Annotated in this window: 20 protein-coding genes; all 20 read right to left on the bottom strand. The window is 61.5% G+C overall.

Features of this window, described 5'->3' with window-relative positions; translation table 11 throughout:
- Positions 1 to 4: 4 nt before the first annotated feature.
- The 20 genes from R3C98_RS07100 to R3C98_RS07005 all read right to left on the bottom strand — a co-directional run bounded on the left by R3C98_RS07100 (position 5) and on the right by R3C98_RS07005 (position 18,856).
- Positions 5 to 238, bottom strand: coding sequence for a DUF1467 family protein (locus R3C98_RS07100; RefSeq protein ID WP_371313423.1), 234 nt, complete (start codon positions 236 to 238; stop codon positions 5 to 7).
- A complete protein-coding gene (mce, locus tag R3C98_RS07095; protein WP_371313422.1) occupies positions 238 to 666 on the bottom strand; it encodes a methylmalonyl-CoA epimerase in 429 nt (142 codons plus the stop codon). The genes R3C98_RS07100 and mce overlap by 1 nt, the downstream gene beginning before the upstream one ends.
- A 5-nt stretch (positions 667 to 671) precedes the next feature.
- Positions 672 to 2,360 carry a ribonuclease J gene (locus R3C98_RS07090; RefSeq protein WP_371313421.1) on the bottom strand — a complete coding sequence of 563 codons (1,689 nt, stop codon included), beginning with the start codon at positions 2,358 to 2,360 and terminating at the stop codon, positions 672 to 674.
- Between the two features lie 6 nt (positions 2,361 to 2,366).
- The gene (locus R3C98_RS07085; protein ID WP_371313420.1) at positions 2,367 to 3,134 is read right to left on the bottom strand and encodes a type III pantothenate kinase; all 768 of its coding nucleotides are present in this window, start codon (positions 3,132 to 3,134) and stop codon (positions 2,367 to 2,369) included.
- Positions 3,135 to 3,139: 5 nt separating this feature from the next.
- A complete protein-coding gene (locus R3C98_RS07080; RefSeq protein WP_371313419.1) occupies positions 3,140 to 3,877 on the bottom strand; it encodes a biotin--[acetyl-CoA-carboxylase] ligase in 738 nt (245 codons plus the stop codon).
- The gene (gene nuoN, locus R3C98_RS07075; protein ID WP_371313418.1) at positions 3,874 to 5,298 is read right to left on the bottom strand and encodes an NADH-quinone oxidoreductase subunit NuoN; all 1,425 of its coding nucleotides are present in this window, start codon (positions 5,296 to 5,298) and stop codon (positions 3,874 to 3,876) included. The genes R3C98_RS07080 and nuoN overlap by 4 nt, the downstream gene beginning before the upstream one ends.
- Before the next feature lie 6 nt (positions 5,299 to 5,304).
- Positions 5,305 to 6,801 carry an NADH-quinone oxidoreductase subunit M gene (locus R3C98_RS07070; RefSeq protein WP_371313416.1) on the bottom strand — a complete coding sequence of 499 codons (1,497 nt, stop codon included), beginning with the start codon at positions 6,799 to 6,801 and terminating at the stop codon, positions 5,305 to 5,307.
- The gene (gene nuoL, locus R3C98_RS07065) at positions 6,801 to 8,936 is read right to left on the bottom strand and encodes an NADH-quinone oxidoreductase subunit L (RefSeq protein WP_371313415.1); all 2,136 of its coding nucleotides are present in this window, start codon (positions 8,934 to 8,936) and stop codon (positions 6,801 to 6,803) included. The genes R3C98_RS07070 and nuoL overlap by 1 nt, the downstream gene beginning before the upstream one ends.
- A 6-nt stretch (positions 8,937 to 8,942) precedes the next feature.
- On the bottom strand, positions 8,943 to 9,251 hold the full coding sequence (gene nuoK / locus R3C98_RS07060) for an NADH-quinone oxidoreductase subunit NuoK (RefSeq protein ID WP_035583422.1): 309 nt from the start codon (positions 9,249 to 9,251) through the stop codon (positions 8,943 to 8,945).
- 5 nt (positions 9,252 to 9,256) lie between these two features.
- Complete coding sequence (locus R3C98_RS07055) at positions 9,257 to 9,850, bottom strand: NADH-quinone oxidoreductase subunit J (protein WP_371313414.1); 594 nt, start codon at positions 9,848 to 9,850, stop codon at positions 9,257 to 9,259.
- A gap of 64 nt (positions 9,851 to 9,914) precedes the next feature.
- Positions 9,915 to 10,400, bottom strand: a complete 486-nt coding sequence (nuoI, locus tag R3C98_RS07050; RefSeq protein ID WP_321489516.1) for an NADH-quinone oxidoreductase subunit NuoI — start codon at positions 10,398 to 10,400, stop codon at positions 9,915 to 9,917.
- A complete protein-coding gene (gene nuoH / locus R3C98_RS07045) occupies positions 10,397 to 11,488 on the bottom strand; it encodes an NADH-quinone oxidoreductase subunit NuoH (protein ID WP_371313413.1) in 1,092 nt (363 codons plus the stop codon). The genes nuoI and nuoH overlap by 4 nt, the downstream gene beginning before the upstream one ends.
- Positions 11,489 to 11,498: 10 nt before the next feature.
- Positions 11,499 to 13,565, bottom strand: a complete 2,067-nt coding sequence (gene nuoG, locus R3C98_RS07040; protein ID WP_371314013.1) for an NADH-quinone oxidoreductase subunit NuoG — start codon at positions 13,563 to 13,565, stop codon at positions 11,499 to 11,501.
- 15 nt (positions 13,566 to 13,580) lie between these two features.
- A complete protein-coding gene (nuoF, locus tag R3C98_RS07035; RefSeq protein ID WP_371313412.1) occupies positions 13,581 to 14,885 on the bottom strand; it encodes an NADH-quinone oxidoreductase subunit NuoF in 1,305 nt (434 codons plus the stop codon).
- Positions 14,886 to 14,889: 4 nt separating this feature from the next.
- Positions 14,890 to 15,621 carry an NADH-quinone oxidoreductase subunit NuoE gene (gene nuoE, locus R3C98_RS07030; RefSeq protein WP_371313411.1) on the bottom strand — a complete coding sequence of 244 codons (732 nt, stop codon included), beginning with the start codon at positions 15,619 to 15,621 and terminating at the stop codon, positions 14,890 to 14,892.
- 99 nt (positions 15,622 to 15,720) lie between these two features.
- Positions 15,721 to 16,065 (bottom strand): nuclear transport factor 2 family protein, encoded by a 345-nt coding sequence (locus tag R3C98_RS07025; protein WP_371313410.1) that lies wholly within the window; start codon positions 16,063 to 16,065, stop codon positions 15,721 to 15,723.
- Positions 16,062 to 17,267 carry an NADH-quinone oxidoreductase subunit D gene (locus R3C98_RS07020; protein ID WP_371313409.1) on the bottom strand — a complete coding sequence of 402 codons (1,206 nt, stop codon included), beginning with the start codon at positions 17,265 to 17,267 and terminating at the stop codon, positions 16,062 to 16,064. Before R3C98_RS07020 ends, R3C98_RS07025 begins: the two co-directional genes overlap by 4 nt.
- Before the next feature lie 3 nt (positions 17,268 to 17,270).
- Positions 17,271 to 17,903: an NADH-quinone oxidoreductase subunit C gene (locus R3C98_RS07015; protein ID WP_371313408.1), complete on the bottom strand. Its 633-nt coding sequence runs from the start codon at positions 17,901 to 17,903 to the stop codon at positions 17,271 to 17,273.
- 9 nt (positions 17,904 to 17,912) lie between these two features.
- Entirely contained in the window at positions 17,913 to 18,512 is a 600-nt protein-coding gene (locus tag R3C98_RS07010) for an NADH-quinone oxidoreductase subunit B family protein (protein WP_371313407.1), read from the bottom strand.
- A complete protein-coding gene (locus R3C98_RS07005) occupies positions 18,482 to 18,856 on the bottom strand; it encodes an NADH-quinone oxidoreductase subunit A (protein WP_371313406.1) in 375 nt (124 codons plus the stop codon). The genes R3C98_RS07010 and R3C98_RS07005 overlap by 31 nt, the downstream gene beginning before the upstream one ends.
- Positions 18,857 to 19,046: the final 190 nt, after the last annotated feature.

Here is a 19,046-nt window from a genome sequence, read left to right as displayed (position 1 = left end):
GCGCCTATTGCGCAAGCAGGCGTGGCACGACCACGGCGGCAATCGCCGTAATCACGCAGGCAACGCCTGACGCCCAGAGGGCCTTCTTGCCGATCATGTGATCCTTGGGCGCAGCTTCTTCCGTACCTTCAACGGTCGAGCCATCTTCCCACTGGCTCTGAACACCAATGGGAAGAAGCGCGAAAAAAGCGACCCACCAGGCGATCGTGAATACGACCAGCCCGCTCATGAACTGCATCAGTGAGCGCCTTTCGGGCTTTCCATCAGTTCGATCAGGACGCCGTTTGAGTTTTTCGGGTGCACGAAGACGATCATCGTGCCGTGCGCACCGATGCGGGGCTTGCCAAGAACGGTCGCACCGCGCTTGCCCATCTCCTCAACGGCCTCGTTGATATCGTCCACTTCGAAGCAGACATGGTGCTGTCCGCCTTTCGGGTTCTTCTGGATGAAGTTGTGGATCGGGGACTCTTCGTTCAGCGGCTCGATCAGCTCAATCTGGCTGTTCGGCAGGTTCACGAAGCAGACTTTCACGCCCTGTTCCGGCATGTCGAAAGGCGTGGTGATGTCCGTCGCGCCGTAGAGCGTGCGGTAGGTTTCGCAGGCTTCTGCCAGGTCCGGCACGGCCACGCCGACATGGTTCAACGGTCCGATCTTGAATTCACTCATGATACTCAGGTCCTCAAAACAACGACTTCGATCATCGGGCGCATGCCCCAGGCTGTCTCTGCGGCCTTTCGAAGCGCGCGGCCGATGGCCCGCTCGACCGCATCATCATTGAAGCGGTCCTTGCGTTTCATATTGCTGACAGCAATGTCGGCCGCCTCTTCCAGACTTTCAAGGCTCTCGTCTGCGAGCCGCCCGTCCGGTTCGGAAAATCCCTTCACGACCACGACCGGCCCATCCATGATATTGCCGTGGCCATCGAGTGAAACGCTGGCGAAAACCACTCCATTCCACGACAGTTTCCGGCGCTCCTGAATGCCCTGCGCACCCTCCGGCACAAGCTGGTTGCCATCCAGGAACAGGCGGCCGTTCGGGACTTCATCGATGATTTCGGCTGGCCCCGGCGCAAGCCGGATGAGGCTGCCATTGCGCGGCGTGATCGCCTCCGGCACCTGAAGGGAGCGCGCATAGGCGGCGTGCTCCATGATGTGCCGGCGCTCGCCATGGACAGGCACGGAAATCCGCGGACGCACCCATTGATACATGCGGCGCAGCTCGTCACGGCACGGGTGGCCGGAGACGTGGATCTTCTGCGGCACCATGCGCGGCGTGATCACGCGGATGCCCTTCTCTGCCAGACCGTTCTGAAGCTCGAAGATCCCTTTCTCATTCCCCGGAATCTGACGGGACGAGAAAATGACCGTATCGCCTTCGCGCAAGATAACGTGGCGATGGTCACCGCGCGCAATGCGGGACAGGGCCGCCCTCGGCTCGCCCTGGCTTCCAGTGCAGAGATAAAGGATGTGTTCCGGCGGGAAATGACCCGCTTCGCCTTCCTCAACGAATTCCAGTTTCGGCGGCAAGATGCCGACCGCCTTCGCGGCGTTCGTGATCTTGTGCATGCTGCGCCCAACAAGGCAGACATGGCGGTCCGCTTGCGTTGCTGCATCGATGATCGACTTCACCCGCGCGACATTGGACGCAAAGGTCGTAACGGCGACCGCACCGGTCTTCTGCTGCGCGATCAGCTCCACGAGGCCCTGCCGGACGGCCTCTTCAGATCCCGCCTCGCCTTCCTCGAAGACATTGGTGGAATCGCAAATCATGGCGAGTACACCGTCATCGCCGAGCGCGGTGAGCCCCTCAACATCCGTGGTCGAACCGATTTGCGGATCCGGATCGATTTTCCAGTCGCCGGTATGGAGGACGACACCTGCTGGCGTGCGGATGGCCAGTGCATTGGGCTCAGGAATCGAGTGGGTCAGCGTCACGTAAGTCACTTCGAACGGGCCGACCTGAACCTTACCGCCCATCGAGATGACCTTCAGGGCATCCGTGTCGACCCCACGCTCTTCCATCTTTGAGCGGACGAGTTCCGCTGTGAACGGCGTCGCGTAAATGGGCGCCTTTATGCCGAGACGCGGATAGATCAGGCCGACGGCGCCGATATGGTCTTCATGCGCGTGGGTCAGGAAGACGGCATCGATATGCTCGCCGATCAGATAGTCCGGGTCCGCACAGATCAGATCCACGCCGGGCGTGTCATCGCTGCCGAAGGTCACACCCAGATCGGCCAGGATCCAGCGCCGCGCCTCAGGCGGACCGAACCCATAGGCATTGAGGTTCATGCCGATTTCGCCGCAACCGCCGAGCGGCAGGAAGACGAGTTCGTCCCGGGAGGAGGCTGTATCTGGCATGAGATCCTATTTGTTCAGCCGGTAGATTTCCAGGAGGCCACGGATGAGAAGATCCTGGTCATAATGGTCGATGGTCTCGCTTGCGCCTTCGAAAAGGGAGGCGACGCCGCCCGTGGCAACGACGCTCATCGGCTTGCCATACTCTTCCTTGATCCGGTTCACGAGCCCGTCGATGAGGTCGATATAGCCCCAGAACACACCGGACTGCATGGCCGAGATCGTGTCCTGTCCAATCACTTGCGGCGGACGCTGGATGGCAATGCGCGGCAGCTGGGCGGCCGCATCGTGAAGCGCTTTCACAGACAGGTTGATCCCCGGCGAAATGATGCCACCCTCAAACGCGCCGTCTTCCGCGACCACGTCAAACGTGGTGGCTGTACCGCTGTCGATGACGACCAGGTTGCCGGGATATTGCTTGTGCGCGCCAAGGGCACTGACGATCCGGTCAGCACCCACCTGCTCCGGCCGTTTGATACGGATCTCCATACCGGTCTTCAGGTCCGGATCGCCGATGAACATCGGCTCCACATTCAGATAGCGCCGGGCAAGGTTCCGGAAATTGAACACGGCCTGCGGCACAACGGTCGAGATCACACAGCCATCAATCAGGCTCAGATCCGCGCCGTGCATGTCCGCCAGACGCCACAGCCAGGCTGCGTGGTCATCCGCGGTCTTGGTCGGGTCTGTGGCGCTACGCCACTGGTTCACCCATGTGTTGCCGTCATGGATACCGAAGACCGTATTCGTGTTGCCAACGTCGATGGCGAGCAGCATTCGCGTCAGACCTCTCCAATTAGATGTACATCGCCGGCCCTTATGGTCTGTCGCGATCCATCCGGCAATCTGAGGATCAGGCCGCCATCCGCCGCCATGTCTTCAAAGATGCCCTCTACCGGCACGCCCCCCGGTGACACCCGCACCATGGCGCCAAGCCCTTCAGCGCGCTTCAGCCAGTCCGTACGGACCGGGCCGAAGCTTTCCCGTGCCTGCGACAGCCGGGTCATGAAGTGACGGGTGAGAGAACCAAATACTTCAATATGATCAAGGTCTTTATTACCTGAGAGGTCCGACAGGCAGACCGCCGCCTGCCCGGCCTCCGGTGGCACTTGCGCCACGTTTATGCCCATGCCCGCGATGACCCAGAGCCCCTGCGCATCCTGTCCGGTTTCGATCAGGATGCCGGAAAGTTTGGCTTTGTTCACACGTACGTCATTGGGCCATTTCACGCGCACATCCGCGCCCGGCGCATACTCCAGTGCCGTGTCACTTACCGCCAGCGCCGCGGCAAACGGAATGCGGGACGCGACCTGGATGCCGCCCGGTTCCCGGAACAGCGCGGACGTGAAGATGTTGCCCTTCGGCGAGGCCCAGCTGCGCTGCAGCCTGCCCCGGCCGGCGGTCTGTTCGTCAGCGAGGACCCAGCAGTTCTCAAAACCGCCAGTCTGAGCCCGCCGTCTGGCCTCAGTGTTGGTGCTGTCTATCGTGTCGTAGCGATGGACCGGCCAGGCCTGGATCAAGCCGTGATCCCCAGCGCAGCCTGATCAGCCCACCCGCTGAGCAGGAAGAAGAAGATCATGAACACGATCACGAACAGAGACGATGCAAGCACGACCAGCGTGACCGAGCCATCAATGGCTTCGAACCGCTCTGTCGGCTCATCGAACCACATGATCTTGATCAGGCGCAGATAGTAGCCAAGCGATACGACCGATGCGAGTACGAGGATAATCGCCAGCGGATAAAGCCCGGCACTCACGCCTGCTTCGAGCACGACCCATTTGCCAAGGAACCCACCAAATGGCGGCAGGCCGGCAACCGACCAGATCAGGATCGAGAGCGCGATCGCGAGCATCGGACGCTTGCTCATCAGGCCGCCGAGTTCGGAGATGCCTTCCACCATGCCGCCCTGACGGCGCATGGACAGGACAGCAGCAAACAGACCGAGCGACGTCACAACGTACAGCGTCATGAAGGTCAGCAGCGGGCCGGCGCCCAGTTCTTTGCCAGCCGCGACAGCCATCAGCGCGTAGCCGACGTTTGCGATCGAGGAGTAGCCGAGAAGTCGCTTGATATTGGTCTGCGTCAGGCCGCCGAAAGCGCCGATCAGCATGGAGAGTCCCGCGATGATCGTGATGATCATCTGCCACTGGTCCATGGCATCGCCGAAGACCTGGAACATCACGTTTGCAAACACGACCATGGCGGCCATTTTTGGCGCGGCACCGAAGAAGGCGCCAACCGGCGTCGGCGCGCCTTCATAGACGTCCGGTGTCCAGACGTGCATCGGCGCGGCAGAGACCTTGAAGGCCAGGCCGACGATCATCAGCACCATGCCGAACATCAGGCCGACGGACGGATCCGCTGCGGCAATGCCTGCATAGAATGTCGTGCCGGAGAAACCGTAGACCAGCGAGGCGCCGTAAAGCAGCATGCCGGAGGCCAGCGACCCGAGGATCACGTATTTCAGGCCGGCTTCCGAGGAGCGCGCGGAGTCGCGGTGGAACGCGGCCAGCACGTAGGACGACAGGCTCAGTGTCTCGATGCCCATATAGAGCGTCATCAGGTTCGACGCGGACAGGATGATGCCCATGCCGAGCGAGGCGAAGATCGTCAGCAGCGCATATTCATAACGCGCCGTCTCATGACGCTTCATGAAGCCTTCGGACATGACCAGCGCGAGGCCGCCGACGACAAACGAAACGATCTTGGCGAAATTGACGAAGGTGTTGGTTTCCACGAGGCCGTTGAACGCCTCGCCGCCCTGATAGGTCATGGCTGCAATAGCGGCCGCAACGAACAGGACCAGCGCGCCAAACTTGAACGATATGCCGTTGAAATTGTCCTTGAGCAGCGCGCCAAGCAGCACGCCCAGCAGGCCTGTGGCTGCGAGCCAGAGTTCCGGCCCGATCGCCAGGGTCATGGCAGTGAAGTCGAGCATGGGCGATCAGCCTCCAGCCATCAGCGAGAGGATGCTCTGAGTAGCGCCCTCGGTCAGGTTAAAGATCAGGTTGGGCGCGACGCCGAAGAGCAGCGTCAGCAGCGCCAACGGGACGATAGTGACGAGTTCGATCCGGTTCATGTCCTTGATGGATTCCAGTTCCGGATTGGTGATCTGGCCGAACACGGTACGCCGGTAGAGCGTCAGCATGTAAACCGCGGAGAAGATCACGCCGAGGGCTGCACCCGCCGCTGCCCAGGTCGAAGCCTGGAAGCCGCCGACCATGGTGAGGATCTCACCGATGAAGCCCGACGTACCAGGAAGGCCGACATTGGCCATGGTGAACAGCATGAACAGAGTGGCGTAGACCGGCATACGATGCACGAGGCCGCCATAGGCTGCGATCTCGCGGGTATGCATGCGGTCATAGACGACACCGACGATCAGGAAGAGCGCGCCGGAGATGAAGCCGTGGCTGATCATCTGGAAGACTGCGCCCTGCACGCCGACCTCAGTGAAGGAGAAGACGCCCAGCGTGACGAAGCCCATGTGGGCGACGGACGAATAAGCGATCAGCTTCTTCATGTCGGTCTGGCGCCATGCGACCAGCGACGTGTAGACGATGGCCACAACGGCCAGCGCAAACATGGCCGGCTGGAACAGATGGCTCGCATCCGGGAACATCGGCAGCGAGAAGCGCAGGAAGCCGTAGCCGCCCATCTTCAGCAGCACGCCTGCCAGGATGACCGAACCTGCGGTCGGCGCCTGAACGTGCGCGTCTGGAAGCCATGTGTGGACCGGCCACATCGGCAGCTTCACAGCGAAGGACGCCATGAAGGCCAGCCACAGCCAGGTCTGAACGTGTGGATCGAAGGCGAACTTCTCGAGCACTTCAAAGTCCGAGCTGCCAGCCGTGATGTACATGTACACGACCGCGACCAGCATCAGCAGCGAGCCGAGCAGCGTGTAGAGGAAGAATTTGAATGCGGCGTAGATCTTCTCCTTGCCGCCCCAGATGCCGATGATCAGGAACATCGGGATCAGGCCAGCTTCGAAGAAAATGTAGAACAGGACCAGATCGAGCGAGGTGAACACGCCGATCATGAACGTCTCGAGCACCAGGAAGGCGACGACATATTCCGTCACCCGCGTGTGGATCGAGTTCCAGCTGGCCAGAAGACAGATCGGCGTCAGGAACGTCGTCAGCAGGATCAGTGGCAGCGACAGGCCGTCAATGCCCAGTTTGTAGCTGATGGCCTGGTACCAGACGTGCTGTTCGACCAGCTGGTAGCCCGGTGTCGACGGGTCGTAATAAAAGAATGCGGCCAGCGAGACGAGGAATGTCGCGCCGGTGATGACGAGACCAGCCAGGAGCGCCGTGCGGCCCTCATTGGCGGACTCCGACGAACTGCTGCCAGCCGTCGCTGCGCGCACGACCATGATGATCAGTGCGCCAACCAGCGGCAGGAAGGTCAGCGCCGATAGAATGGGAAACCCGCCCATTAGTGTGCCCCTCCGGCGTGCAGCCACATGAGTGCCCCGAAGACGAGGGCTGCGCCAATGATGATGAATGCGTAGTGATACAGACGGCCGGTATGCATGGCCGACAGGCGGCGCGCACTGAACAGGGTCAGCGAGGTCATGCCGTCAGCGCCGACACCGTCGATGACCTTCTTGTCGGCTTTCCAGAAGATATTGCCAAGGAAGGCCGCGCCACGCACGAGCGTCGCGTTGTAGATCTCGTCGAAGTACCACTTGTTGTAGAACAGCGAATAAAGCGGGCCGCCACTGTCGGCGATGCGCTTGCCCACGCCGCGATTGAAGAAGTAGGTCATCGTGGCCAGGACGAAGCCGCCCAGAGTCACGATCAGCGGGGCGTAGATCACCCACTCCGGAACTTCGTGGCGGGCGTGGAGAACGTGGTTCTCGGACGCGCGATAGATCGCACCGGCCCAGAAGGCTTCGTTCGAATGGTCGACGAAGTAATTGTAGAAGAAGAAGCCGGAGAAAATTGCCCCGAGGCTCAGCAGGCCAAGCGGGATCAGCATGACCAGCGGGCTCTCATGCGGCGTATGATCGTGGCCATGGCCGTGATCATCGTGCGCGTGATCGTCATGGGCGTCATGCGCCGCATGAGCGTGATCGTCATGCGCGCTTTCCGAAGCCATCGGCCCGTGGAACGTCATGTAGATGAGGCGCCAGGAGTAGAAGCTCGTCAGGAAGGCCGCAACGATACCGAACCAGAAAGCCATCTGGCCGAAGGTGACATGCTCGACACCGCCAGCGAAGGCACTCTCCAGGATCGCATCCTTCGAGAAGAAGCCGGCAAAGCCCAGTTTCGTGTGCGGCACGCCAAGGCCGATAATGGCGATCGTACCGATCATCATGGCCGCATAGGTCAGCGGCATGAACTTGGCGAGGCCGCCCATTTTCCGCATGTCCTGCTCGTGGTGCATGCCGTGGATCACGGAGCCTGCGCCAAGGAACAGGAGCGCCTTGAAGAAAGCGTGCGTGAAGAGGTGGAACATCGCTGCCTCATACGCACCGACACCTGCCGCAAAGAACATGTAGCCGAGCTGCGAACAGGTCGAATAGGCGATGACGCGCTTGATGTCGTTCTGCGCCATGCCGACGGTGGCGGCATAAAGTGCGGTCACGGCACCGGTCAGCGTGATCATGCCAGCCGCGACGAGCGTGTATTCGTAAAGCGGCGACAGGAGGCAGACGAGATAGACGCCCGCGGTCACCATGGTAGCAGCGTGGATCAGGGCGGAGACCGGCGTCGGGCCTTCCATGGCGTCCGGCAGCCAGACATGCAGGAAGAACTGGGCCGACTTGCCCATCGCGCCGATGAACAGCAGCACGCCGATCACTTCGACCGCCCAGACACGGTAGCCGAGGAAGTTCATGATGACTTCGCGGGCCGGTGCCGGGTCAGCAAAAGCAAGCGGGGTCACCATGGCATTCTCGCGCAGCGCTTCCATGAAGGGCGCAAACTCGACCGTACCGTAGATGCAGAAGACCGCCATGATGCCGAGCGCGAGACCGAAGTCGCCCACGCGGTTGGTGACGAAGGCCTTGATGGAGGCGTCGTTCGGCGCCTTGTTCTGGTACCAGAAGCCGATCAGCAGGTAGGATGCGAGACCCACGCCTTCCCAGCCGAAGAAAAGCTGGATGAAGTTGTCGGCGGTCACCAGCATCAGCATGGCGAAGGTGAAGAGCGACAGGTAGGCGAAGAAGCGCGCCTTGTGCGGCTCTTCGCTCATGTAACCCCAGGAATAGAGATGCACGAGGCCGGAAACGCCGGTGATCACAGCCATCATGACGATGGACAGCGTGTCGACGCGGATCGCCCAGTTGGCGTGGAAATCGCCGACATTGATCCATGGCATCAGCGTGATGATGTGCTGCGTCACGGCATGGCCGTGCTCAGCCGCGCCATGCGCGTCAGCACCATGACCGCCAATGCCGGCGGCGTAAGCAAACAGCTGGAACAGCGACAGCGCACCGGCCGTGAGAACCACGCCGGTTGTCGCGAACATGACGATCTTGTCGCCGATGATCTTGTGGACCAGGCCTGTCAGCGCCACGAGGCCGGGCGCAAGGACGATGAAAAGGAGAAGTGCGTCAGAAAGCATACCGGCCTAGCCCTTCATCATGTCTACGTTCTCGACCGAGATGTCTCTGCGGTTCCGGAAGTAGACGACCAGGATGGCAAGACCGACAGCGGCCTCGGCGGCAGCAACAGTCAGCACGAGCATGGCGAAGATCTGCCCGGCAATCGTGCCGGAGAAGACCGAGAAGGCGACCAGGTTGAGGTTCACCGAAAGCAGGATCAGCTCGATCGCCATCAGGATGACGATGATGTTCTTCCGGTTCACGAAGATGCCGACGACACCGATCGTGAACAGGGCGGCCGACACCGCAAGATAATGGGAAAGCCCGAGTTCCATAGGTATCAGATCCCCTGCCCCGGCTTGGGGTCCTTCAGTTCATAGGCATCGCCGCGGCGGCGCGACGTCTGCTTGGCAATGTTCTGGCGTTTCACGTGAGGACGGTGGCGCAGCGTCAGGACGATGGCACCGATCATGGCAACCAGCAGTACAACGCCAGCCAGCTGGAACAGCAGCAGGTATTCTGTGTACATCACCTGGCCGATGGCCTCGGCGTTCGTTTCCGCGCCCGGTGCAGCATCGAACGCGTCCGGCCGGGATTGCACGCCGAAGACAGACGCCATGACAATCTCCGCCGCGAACACGATGCCGACCAGCATCGCAAACGGCCAGTATTTCAGCGTGCCGTCTTTCAGCTCCACGAAGTCCACGTCCAGCATCATGACGACGAACAGGAACAGCACAGCCACGGCGCCGACGTAAACGACGACCAGAAGCATGGCGATGAATTCCGCCCCGATCAGGACGAACAGGCCCGCTGCCGAAAAGAAGGCCAGGATCAGCCAGAGCACGGAGTGAACGGGGTTCCGCGCCATGATGACCAATAGCGCTGACACGAGCGTCACCGCAGCCATCAGGTAGAATGCGATCAGTGCCACAGCCCTCTGACCCCTCTTGTGTTTGGGACGACAGCGCGTCCCGGTTACGCTTTAGCGGCGCGCCCTAGCGATAGGGTGCGTCCAGTTCCAGATTCTTTGCGATGAGACGTTCCCAACGGTCGCCATTCGCGAGAAGGCGGTCCTTGTCGTAGAACAGTTCCTCGCGGGTTTCGGTCGCAAATTCGAAGTTCGGCCCTTCGACGATGGCGTCCACCGGACAGGCTTCCTGACAGAAACCGCAATAGATGCACTTCACCATGTCGATGTCGTAGCGCGTCGTACGGCGGGCGCCGTCGGCACGCGGCTCGGCCTCGATCGTGATGGCTTGCGCCGGGCAGATCGCTTCGCACAGTTTACAGGCGATGCAGCGCTCTTCGCCCGAGGCGTAGCGGCGCAGCGCATGCTCCCCGCGGAAGCGCGGCGACAGCGGGTTCTTCTCGAACGGATAGTTCACGGTCGCCTTGCGGCGGAACATTTCCAGCGTGGCCAGCCAGAGGGCCCCGAGGAAATCGGTCAGCAGCGCGCCGCGGATGGTCTGCGCGAGGCTCATGACTGCACTCCCATGTAAGCGACATAACCGCCAACCACGAGCACAGCGACAAGCGAGGTCGGCAGGAATATCTTCCAGCCAAGACGCATCAGCTGGTCATAGCGGTAGCGCGGCACGATGGCCTTCACCATCGCGAAGAGGAAGAAGAAGAAGAAAGTCTTGAACATGAACCAGAACAGCCCGGAGAAGCTGGTCAGGAACGGATGGTCGCGGACGAAATCGTCGCCCAGTGCGACCGGGCCATGCCAGCCGCCGAGGAACAGGATCGTCATCATCGAGCACATCAGGACGATGTTCAGATATTCGCCCAGCATGAAGAGCAGGTACGGCGTGGAGCCATACTCGACCTGGTAACCGGCGACGAGCTCGGATTCCGCTTCCGGAAGGTCGAACGGCGGACGGTTCGTTTCAGCAAGCGCCGAGACGAAGAAGATGACGAACATCGGCACCATCACAACGACCAGCGGGAAATTCTGGAAGCTGAACACGTGCCAGTACCAGAAGCCGCCATCCTGGTTGTTGACGATATCGGTCAGGTTCATGGAGCCGACCATCAGGATCACGGTGATGATCACGAAGCCGATGGAGACTTCATAGGAAACCATCTGCGCCGCCGAACGAAGCGCGCCGAGGAACGGGTATTTCGAGTTCGAGGCCCAGCCGCCCATGATGATGCCGTAGACACCGAGGGAGCTGATCGCGAAGAGATAGAGGATCCCGACATTGAGGTTCGAGATCACCCAGCTGGTGCCGCTAACCGTACCAGGCGCGACCGGGATCGCCGACCACGCGGCGAACGCCAGCGTACAGGTCAGGATCGGCGCAAACAGGAAGACGAACTTGTTCGCCCCCGCCGGGATGACGATCTCTTTGAGGAGGAATTTCCCGAAGTCCGCGAAGGACTGGAGCAGGCCGAACGGGCCGACCACGTTCGGGCCTTTCCGCATCATCACGCCAGCCCAGACCTTGCGGTCCAGCAGCAGAAGGAATGCGATCGAGAGAAGCAGGACCAGCGTAAACAGGCCGATCTGTCCGAGGACCATCAAGGGGCCCCAAAACTGTCCCATAGACTCGATGTAGTTACTCATGGCGCCCGCCCTACTCCGCTGCTACCGGAGTGTCCAGCGCTGTCGCCAGCGCGGAGCATTCCGCCATGGTTTTCGATGCCCGGGCGATCGGATTGGTCAGGTAGAAGTCCCCGATCACCGGCTTGAACGGCGTGCTGGAGAGGCTGCCAGCCCCTTCCGGAACGGCCTTCAGTGCCTCGGCCCCTGCCGCGCCCGGCGCATAGCCGATACCCGCAAATGCTTCATTCTCCCGCAGGCCTTCGCGCAGTGCGTCGACCGTGTCGTACGGCAGCGTCTTGCCCATCACGTCCGACAGCGCACGGAAGATCGCCCAGCCTTCGCGGGCTTCGCCTTTCGGCTGGACCGCCCTGGAGGTTACCTGCACGCGTCCTTCGGTGTTGACGAAGGTTGCCGCCATCTCGGTGTAGGCCGCCGACGGCAGGATGATGTCTGCGCGGCTTGCGCCGGCATCGCCGTGCGAGCCGACATAAATGACAGTTGCGCCGGTCGTCTTCGATAGGTCCACCTCGTCAGCGCCGAGGAGCACGATGGTCTCCATGCCGCCGCCGAGGATGCCCGCCGTGGCTTCGCCGCCCTCTCCCGGCACGAAACCGGTATCCAGCGCGCCGACGCGGCCGGCTGCATTGTGAAGCACGCCGAAACCAGCCCAATCGTCAGCAATCGCGCCGGTCTCGTTGGCCAGCTTGATGGCGGCAGCCAGGACTGCATCGCCATCCTCGCCAATCAGCGCACCTTCGCCGAGCACGATCATCGGGCGCTTGGCGCCTTTCAGGAACTCAGCAGTCGCGGCGCTCGTCAGCGCGTCTGCGCTATTGCCGAGGTGATCGTACTTGTAGGTCAGGTCCGCGGCTTCACCGATCAGGGCGACTTTCAGGTCGGCCCAGAGCCAGGCCTTGCGGATGCGCGCATTCCAGACAGCTGCCTCAACGCGCGGATTGACGCCGACGAGCAGCAGCGCGTCCGCCTCTTCAACACCAGCCAGTGTCGGGTTCAGGATGTAGTGCTCGCGCACGCCGTCAGTGCCGTACTTGGCACCGGCCGGGCGGCAGTCGGTGTTCTGGACGCCGAGCGAGCGGAACATGTCGAGCGCGGCCTTGGCCTGCTCGACTTCGATCAGGTCACCGGCGACGACGCCGATCTTCTCGGCAGGCTTCGACAGCGCGGCTTTGACGGCAGCGAAGGCTTCGCCCCAGGTCGCCGGCTTCAGGCGGCCATCGACACGGATGTAAGGCTTGTCGAGGCGCTGGCGGGCGAGGCCGTCCCACACGAAGCGGGATTTGTCGGAGAGCCACTCCTCGTTAATGTCTTCATTTACTTCCGGCATGATGCGCATCACGCCGTCACCCTTGGCATCGACGCGGATCGAGGCGCCCATGGCATCCATTACGTCGATGGAGGACGTCTTGCGCAGCTCCCACGGGCGCGCATTGAAGGCGTAAGGCTTCGAGGTCAGCGCGCCGACCGGGCAAAGGTCGATCACATTGCCGGAAAGCTCAGACGTCAGATTCTTCTCGAGATAGGTCGTGATCTCCGCGCTCTCGCCGCGCGAAATCATGCCGATCTCTTCCACACCGCCGACTTCCGCCACGAAGCGGACGCAGCGCGTGCACTGGATGCAGCGGGTCATGATCGTCTTGACCAGCGGCCCCATATTCTTGTCTTCGACGGCGCGCTTGTTCTCTTCATAGCGGCTGTCTGCCCGGCCATAGGCCACGGCCTGATCCTGCAGGTCGCACTCGCCGCCCTGGTCGCAGATCGGGCAGTCCAGCGGGTGGTTGATGAGCAGGAACTCCATCACCCCGTTGCGGGCCTTCTCGACATAGGCACCCTTGGTGCGGACATTCGGAGCAGACCCATCGCGGTTCGGACGCATGTCGCCGACGACTTGCGCACAGGAAGCAATCGGCTTCGGCGCACCTTCCCACTCCACAAGGCACATGCGGCAGTTGCCGGCCACCGACAGGCGCTCGTGGTAGCAGAAGCGCGGGATCTCGGCGCCGGCCTCCTCACACGCCTGCATCAGCGTGTAGGTCTTCGGGACCTCGATTTCCTTGCCGTCGACATTGATTTTGAACAGATCGGACATGGGCCCCTACTCCGCCGCAACGACTGCGCCCTGCACCATGGCGCGCGGCAGTCTGTACTGGTTGATGCGGTCTTCGATTTCTGGCCGGAAGTGACGGATCAGGCCCTGGATCGGCCAGGCCGCTGCGTCGCCAAGCGCGCAGATCGTGTGGCCTTCCACCTGCTTGGTGACTTCCAGCAGCGTGTCGATCTCGTCATGCTCGGCTTCACCCTTCGCCATGCGTTCCATGACACGCCACATCCAGCCAGTGCCTTCGCGGCACGGCGTGCACTGGCCGCAGGATTCGTGCTTGTAGAAGTAAGCGAGGCGGGCAATCGCCTTGATGAGGTCGGTATCCTTGTCCATCACGATCACGGCCGCCGTGCCGAGACCGGACTTCAGATCACGCAGCGTGTCGAAGTCCATATAGGCGTCCATGATCTGCTCGGCCGGCACCATCGGCACCGACGATCCGCCCGGGATCACCGCCTTCAGGTTTTCCCAGCCGCCGCGGATACCGCCGCAATGCATTTCGATCAGCTCACGGAAGGTGATCGACATCTCTTCTTCGACGTTACACGGCTTGTTCACATGGCCGGAGATGCAGAACAGCTTGGTGCCGGTATTGTTCGGGCGGCCGAAGCCGGCGAACCATTCGGCGCCGCGGCGCAGGATCGTGCCGGCAACGGCAATCGATTCCACATTGTTCACGGTCGTCGGGCAGCCATAGAGACCGGCGTTTGCCGGGAATGGCGGCTTCAGGCGCGGCTGGCCTTTCTTGCCTTCAAGGCTCTCCAGCAGCGCCGTTTCCTCGCCGCAGATATAAGCGCCGGCGCCGTGGTGGACGTAGAGATCGAAATCCCAGCCATTCACATTGTTCTGGCCGATCAGCTTCGCCTCATAGGCTTCCTTCACGGCTTTCTCGAGCGCGTGACGCTCGTTGATGTATTCGCCGCGCAGATAGACGTAGCATTTGTGTGCGCGCATCGCGCGGCTGGCGATCATGCAGCCTTCGATCAGCAGATGCGGATCGTGGCGCATGATTTCGCGGTCTTTGCAGGTGCCGGGCTCGGACTCGTCGGCATTGACGACGAGATAGTGCGGACGGTCGCGCACTTCCTTCGGCATGAAGGTCCACTTCAGGCCAGTCGGGAAGCCAGCGCCGCCACGGCCGCGCAGGCCGGACGCCTTGATCTGGTCGCAGATCCAGTCCGGACCCTGGTCCAGGATTTCCTTGGTCAGGTGCCACGCACCCCGCTTCTTCGCCGCGTCGAGTTCGGGCGAATGAAGACCGTACAGGTTCGTGAAGATGCGATCCTTGTCCTGCAACATCAGCTTATGCCTCGCCGTCTTTTTTCTTGCCGTCGATCAGCGTCGTTTTGCCAGCCGCCTCAGCTTCGGCAGCCTCGGGCTCATCGGTTGGCAGGTTCGGCAGCGTCGTGATCGAATTCTTGCTGCCATCGAACAAGGCCGGGTCGGTCAGCGTGGTGGCGCCGCCTTCGGGCGCGCTGTTCACGCGGTCGATCTGTGGCCCGGGCTGGACGTCGACGCCGTTCTTCAGCTTTCCAAGGATCTGCGACAGCGATTCCGGCGTCAGGTCCTCGTAGTAATCGTCATTAATCTGCACCATCGGCGCGTTCACGCAGGCCCCGAGGCATTCGACCTCTTCCCAGGACAGGCGGCCATCGTCGGTGACATACATGATGTCGCCGATTTCCTTCTGGCAGACTTCCTTCAGCTTCTCTGCACCGCGCAGCTGACACGGTGTCGTACCGCAGAGCTGGACGTGGAATTTGCCGACCGGCTGCAGGCGGAACATCGTGTAGAAGGTCGCCACCTCGTAGACGCGGATGTAGGGCATTTCCAAACGGTCCGCGACTTCGCGCATGGCAGGCTCGGACAGCCAGCCATTATTGTCCTTCTGGGCAAGCCACAGCATGGGGATGACGGCCGAGCGCTGCTTCTCTGCCGGGTACTTGCCCCGCCAGAAAGCAATCTTCTCTTCCGTTTCCGGCTTGAAGGCGAACGTGTCGCCACCAGCCTCAAGATCAAAACGGCGCAGTGCCACTACTCGATCCTTCCTGCAAATTTCAGTTCGGTTTCATCCAGAGACGGACGAACAAATTGTGCGCTGGGCACAGAAACTTTCTCGGCAACCATGCTCATGTCAGGCCGTCCCCCGCGCGAAATCGACCCGCGCAATCTTGCCATTGCGGATCGTGTAGATCGCGGCCACCTGAAACTGGTCTCCACCCGGTGCGCGCGACACATCTTCATGAAGGATCACGGTGGAGCCCAGATCCATCTCGTTGACGATCGTCGCCTTGTTTTCCGGGAACTGCGCAAACAGTTCCAGATGGCGCGCGCGGATATCCGCGGCGCCGGACTGGGTCACGTCACCGTTCAGTCCGCCAAGCACGGCATCCTCAGCGTAACATTCGAGGAAAGCCTCTATGTCCTGCCGGTTATAGGCATCCAGCTGGCGCTGGACGAGTTCAGACGACGTGCTCAACGGTCGATCTCCCCGAACACAATGTCGAGCGAGCCGAGGATCGCGGAAACGTCGGCCAGCATGTAGCCGCGGCAGAGATGGTCCATCGCCTGAAGGTGCGGATAGCCCGGCGCGCGGATCTTTGCGCGGTAAGGCCGGTTCGTGCCGTCGGACACGAGATACACACCGAATTCGCCCTTCGGCGCCTCGATGGCGGCATAGCACTCGCCTTCCGGGACGTGGAACCCTTCCGTGTACAGCTTGAAGTGATGGATCAGCGCTTCCATCGAGTTCTTCATTTCGGCGCGGCGCGGCGGCGAAACTTTCGAACCTTTCAGGAGGACCGGCCCCGGCCCTTCGCGGTTCATGATGTCGATGCACTGCTGCATGATCTTCACGGACTCACGCATCTCTTCCATGCGGCAGACATAGCGGTCGTAATTGTCGCCGTTCTTGCCGACCGGGATCTTGAAGTCGAGTTCGGAATAGCACTCATAGGGCTGTGCACGGCGCAGGTCCCAGGCATAGCCCGAGCCGCGGACCATCACGCCGGAGAAGCCCCAGTCCATGATCGTCTTTTCGTCGACGATACCGATGTCGACATTGCGCTGCTTGAAGATGCGGTTCTCGGTGACGAGGCCTTCCAGGTCATCCAGCTTGCCTGGGAACTGCTCGCACCATTCCGAAATATCGTCGAGCAGCGACTGCGGCAGGTCCTGGTGGACACCGCCCGGACGGAAGAACGCGGCGTGCATCCGGCTACCGGACGCGCGCTCATAGAACACGCACAGCTTCTCGCGCTCCTCGAAGGCCCAGGTGATCGGCGTCAGGGCGCCGACGTCCAGCACCTGAGAGCCGATGTTCAGCAGGTGCGACATGATCCGGCCAAGCTCGGAATAGAGAACGCGGATCAGGCTCCCGCGGCGGGGCGGTTCGATGCCCAGCAGCTTCTCGATCGCGAGGCACCAGGCGTGCTCCTGGTTCATCGGCGCGCAGTAATCGAGCCGGTCGAAGTACGGCATGCCCTGCAGGTAGGTCTTGTATTCGATCAGCTTTTCGGTGCCGCGATGCAGGAGACCGATATGCGGGTCGACGCGCGTGACGATCTCGCCGTCGAGGTCGAGGATCATACGCAGCACGCCGTGGGCGGCCGGGTGCTGGGGCCCGAAGTTCAGCGTGAACTTGCGGTCTTCCATTTCTGCGATGTGAGCGGTGTCAGCCATGTCTTACGACTCCGTCGCTTTCTCGTCGCCCGGGATCTGGCCCGGAATCTGGGACGTCATGCCTTCCCACGGCGAGAGGAAGTCAAAGTTGCGGAATTCCTGAACCAGCTGCACCGGCTCGTAGACAACCCTCTTCTCGAGGTCGTCGTAGCGGACTTCGTAATTGCCCGTCAGCGGGAAATCCTTGCGCAGCGGATAACCCTCGAAGCCATAGTCGGTGAGGATGCGGCGCAGGTCCGGGTGATCGGCGAACTGGATGCCGTACATGTCGAAGGCTTCGCGCTCGAACCAGTTGGCGGCCGGCCAGACGGCGCAGGCGCTCGGCACCGCGGTGTCTTCGTCGGTCGACACGCGTACCCGCACGCGGTGGTTCAGGTGCATCGACAGCAGGTGGTAGACCACTTCGAAGCGCTCGCCGCGCTCCGGATAGTCGACGCCGCAGATATCGACCAGCGTTTCGAAATCGCATTGCTGATCTTCACGCAGGAAGCGCAGCAGCCCGACGATGTGGTCGCGCTCGGCCATCACGACCAGCTCGTCCATATTGATGTGGAAGCTCTTCACCGCATCTGCGCGCGAAGCGGCGATATGTTCGCCGAGATCCTTGAGGGCGTCGATGGCGTCCTGGTCCAACATGTCTTTCCCCTAGCGCTCCAGCGAGCCTTCCCGGCGGATCTTCTTCTGCAGCTGCAGGAAGCCGTACACGAGAGCCTCAGCGGTGGGCGGGCAGCCCGGAATATAGATGTCGACCGGCACGATCCGGTCACAGCCGCGCACAACGCTGTAGCTGTAGTGATAATAGCCGCCGCCATTGGCGCAGCTGCCCATCGAGATCACGTAGCGGGGCTCAGGCATCTGGTCGTAGACCTTGCGCAGAGCCGGAGCCATCTTGTTGGTCAGCGTGCCGGCGACGATCATCACGTCCGACTGGCGGGGTGAACCGCGCGGCGCCATGCCAAAGCGCTCAAGGTCATAGCGCGGGTTACCGGCATGCATCATTTCCACGGCGCAGCAGGCGAGACCGAAGGTCATCCACATCAGCGAGCCCGTGCGCGCCCAGGCGATCAGATCGTCCGCGGCAGCAGTGAAATAGCCCTTGTCGGCCAGCTGGTCTGACAGGCCGGAATAGAACGGATCGTCCTGCCCCGGCTTGAAACCGCCTTCGACACCCGAACGGGCGCCGCCCAGCGCATATGTCTTGAAGTCTTCGGCCATTATTCCCACTCCAGCGCGCCACGGCGCCATTCGTAGATGAAGCCAACAGTCAGGACGCCCAGGAAGACCACCATCGACCAGAAGCCAAGCAGGCCGATCTTACCGAGGCTGATCGCCCACGGAAACAGGAAGGCCACTTCAAGGTCGAAGATGATGAAGAGAATGGCGACCAGGTAGAACCGGACGTCGAACTTCATGCGGGCATCGTCGAAAGCGGGGAAACCGCACTCATAGGCTGAGTTTTTCTCAGGGTCGGGCGCGGATGGTGCCAACAGCAATGAACCGACGATGAAAAGGCCCGAAATCGCGGCACCGAGGACCAGAAAGATGATCACCGGTAGATAGTCGAGCGCCAGCCGTTCGATGTCCGACATGAGAGAGGGCCTCCTAGCCTGTGCTGGCGCCGGATTAGGACGGTTTTGCCATCCGCGCAACACATCCAGGCCACATAACGGTGAGACTTATCTTAAAGTCTGCTTTCGGCCACCACATGAGGCCCGATGTGCGGCTGTGCGTCACGGCTAAACGCTCTGAATGCCCGTCCGGAAGGCAGTCCTGCCCCCA

This window comes from Hyphomonas sp., from assembly GCF_041398465.1.
In the GTDB taxonomy this organism is placed as follows: domain Bacteria; phylum Pseudomonadota; class Alphaproteobacteria; order Caulobacterales; family Hyphomonadaceae; genus Hyphomonas.
Note: the sequence above shows the minus strand (reverse complement) of the source record. Positions and strands in the feature narration are given on the sequence as shown.

Excerpts from the sequence above, each read along its gene's own strand:
- mce (WP_371313422.1), bottom strand. The coding sequence starts at position 666 with ATGAGTGAATTCAAGATCGGACCGTTGAACCATGTCGGCGTGGCCGTG.
- nuoI (WP_321489516.1), bottom strand. The coding sequence starts at position 10,400 with ATGAGCCTCGCGCAGACCATCCGCGGCGCGCTGCTGACCGATTTCCTC.
- nuoL (WP_371313415.1), bottom strand. The coding sequence starts at position 8,936 with ATGCTTTCTGACGCACTTCTCCTTTTCATCGTCCTTGCGCCCGGCCTC.
- R3C98_RS07085 (WP_371313420.1), bottom strand. The coding sequence starts at position 3,134 with ATGCTGCTCGCCATCGACGTTGGCAACACGAATACGGTCTTCGGTATC.
- nuoH (WP_371313413.1), bottom strand. The coding sequence starts at position 11,488 with ATGAGTAACTACATCGAGTCTATGGGACAGTTTTGGGGCCCCTTGATG.
- nuoF (WP_371313412.1), bottom strand. The coding sequence starts at position 14,885 with ATGTTGCAGGACAAGGATCGCATCTTCACGAACCTGTACGGTCTTCAT.
- nuoN (WP_371313418.1), bottom strand. The coding sequence starts at position 5,298 with ATGCTCGACTTCACTGCCATGACCCTGGCGATCGGGCCGGAACTCTGG.
- R3C98_RS07090 (WP_371313421.1), bottom strand. The coding sequence starts at position 2,360 with ATGCCAGATACAGCCTCCTCCCGGGACGAACTCGTCTTCCTGCCGCTC.
- R3C98_RS07005 (WP_371313406.1), bottom strand. The coding sequence starts at position 18,856 with ATGTCGGACATCGAACGGCTGGCGCTCGACTATCTACCGGTGATCATC.
- nuoK (WP_035583422.1), bottom strand. The coding sequence starts at position 9,251 with ATGGAACTCGGGCTTTCCCATTATCTTGCGGTGTCGGCCGCCCTGTTC.
- R3C98_RS07015 (WP_371313408.1), bottom strand. The coding sequence starts at position 17,903 with ATGTTGGACCAGGACGCCATCGACGCCCTCAAGGATCTCGGCGAACAT.
- R3C98_RS07020 (WP_371313409.1), bottom strand. The coding sequence starts at position 17,267 with ATGGCTGACACCGCTCACATCGCAGAAATGGAAGACCGCAAGTTCACG.
- R3C98_RS07010 (WP_371313407.1), bottom strand. The coding sequence starts at position 18,512 with ATGGCGCCGTGGCGCGCTGGAGTGGGAATAATGGCCGAAGACTTCAAG.
- R3C98_RS07070 (WP_371313416.1), bottom strand. The coding sequence starts at position 6,801 with ATGGGCGGGTTTCCCATTCTATCGGCGCTGACCTTCCTGCCGCTGGTT.
- R3C98_RS07100 (WP_371313423.1), bottom strand. The coding sequence starts at position 238 with ATGCAGTTCATGAGCGGGCTGGTCGTATTCACGATCGCCTGGTGGGTC.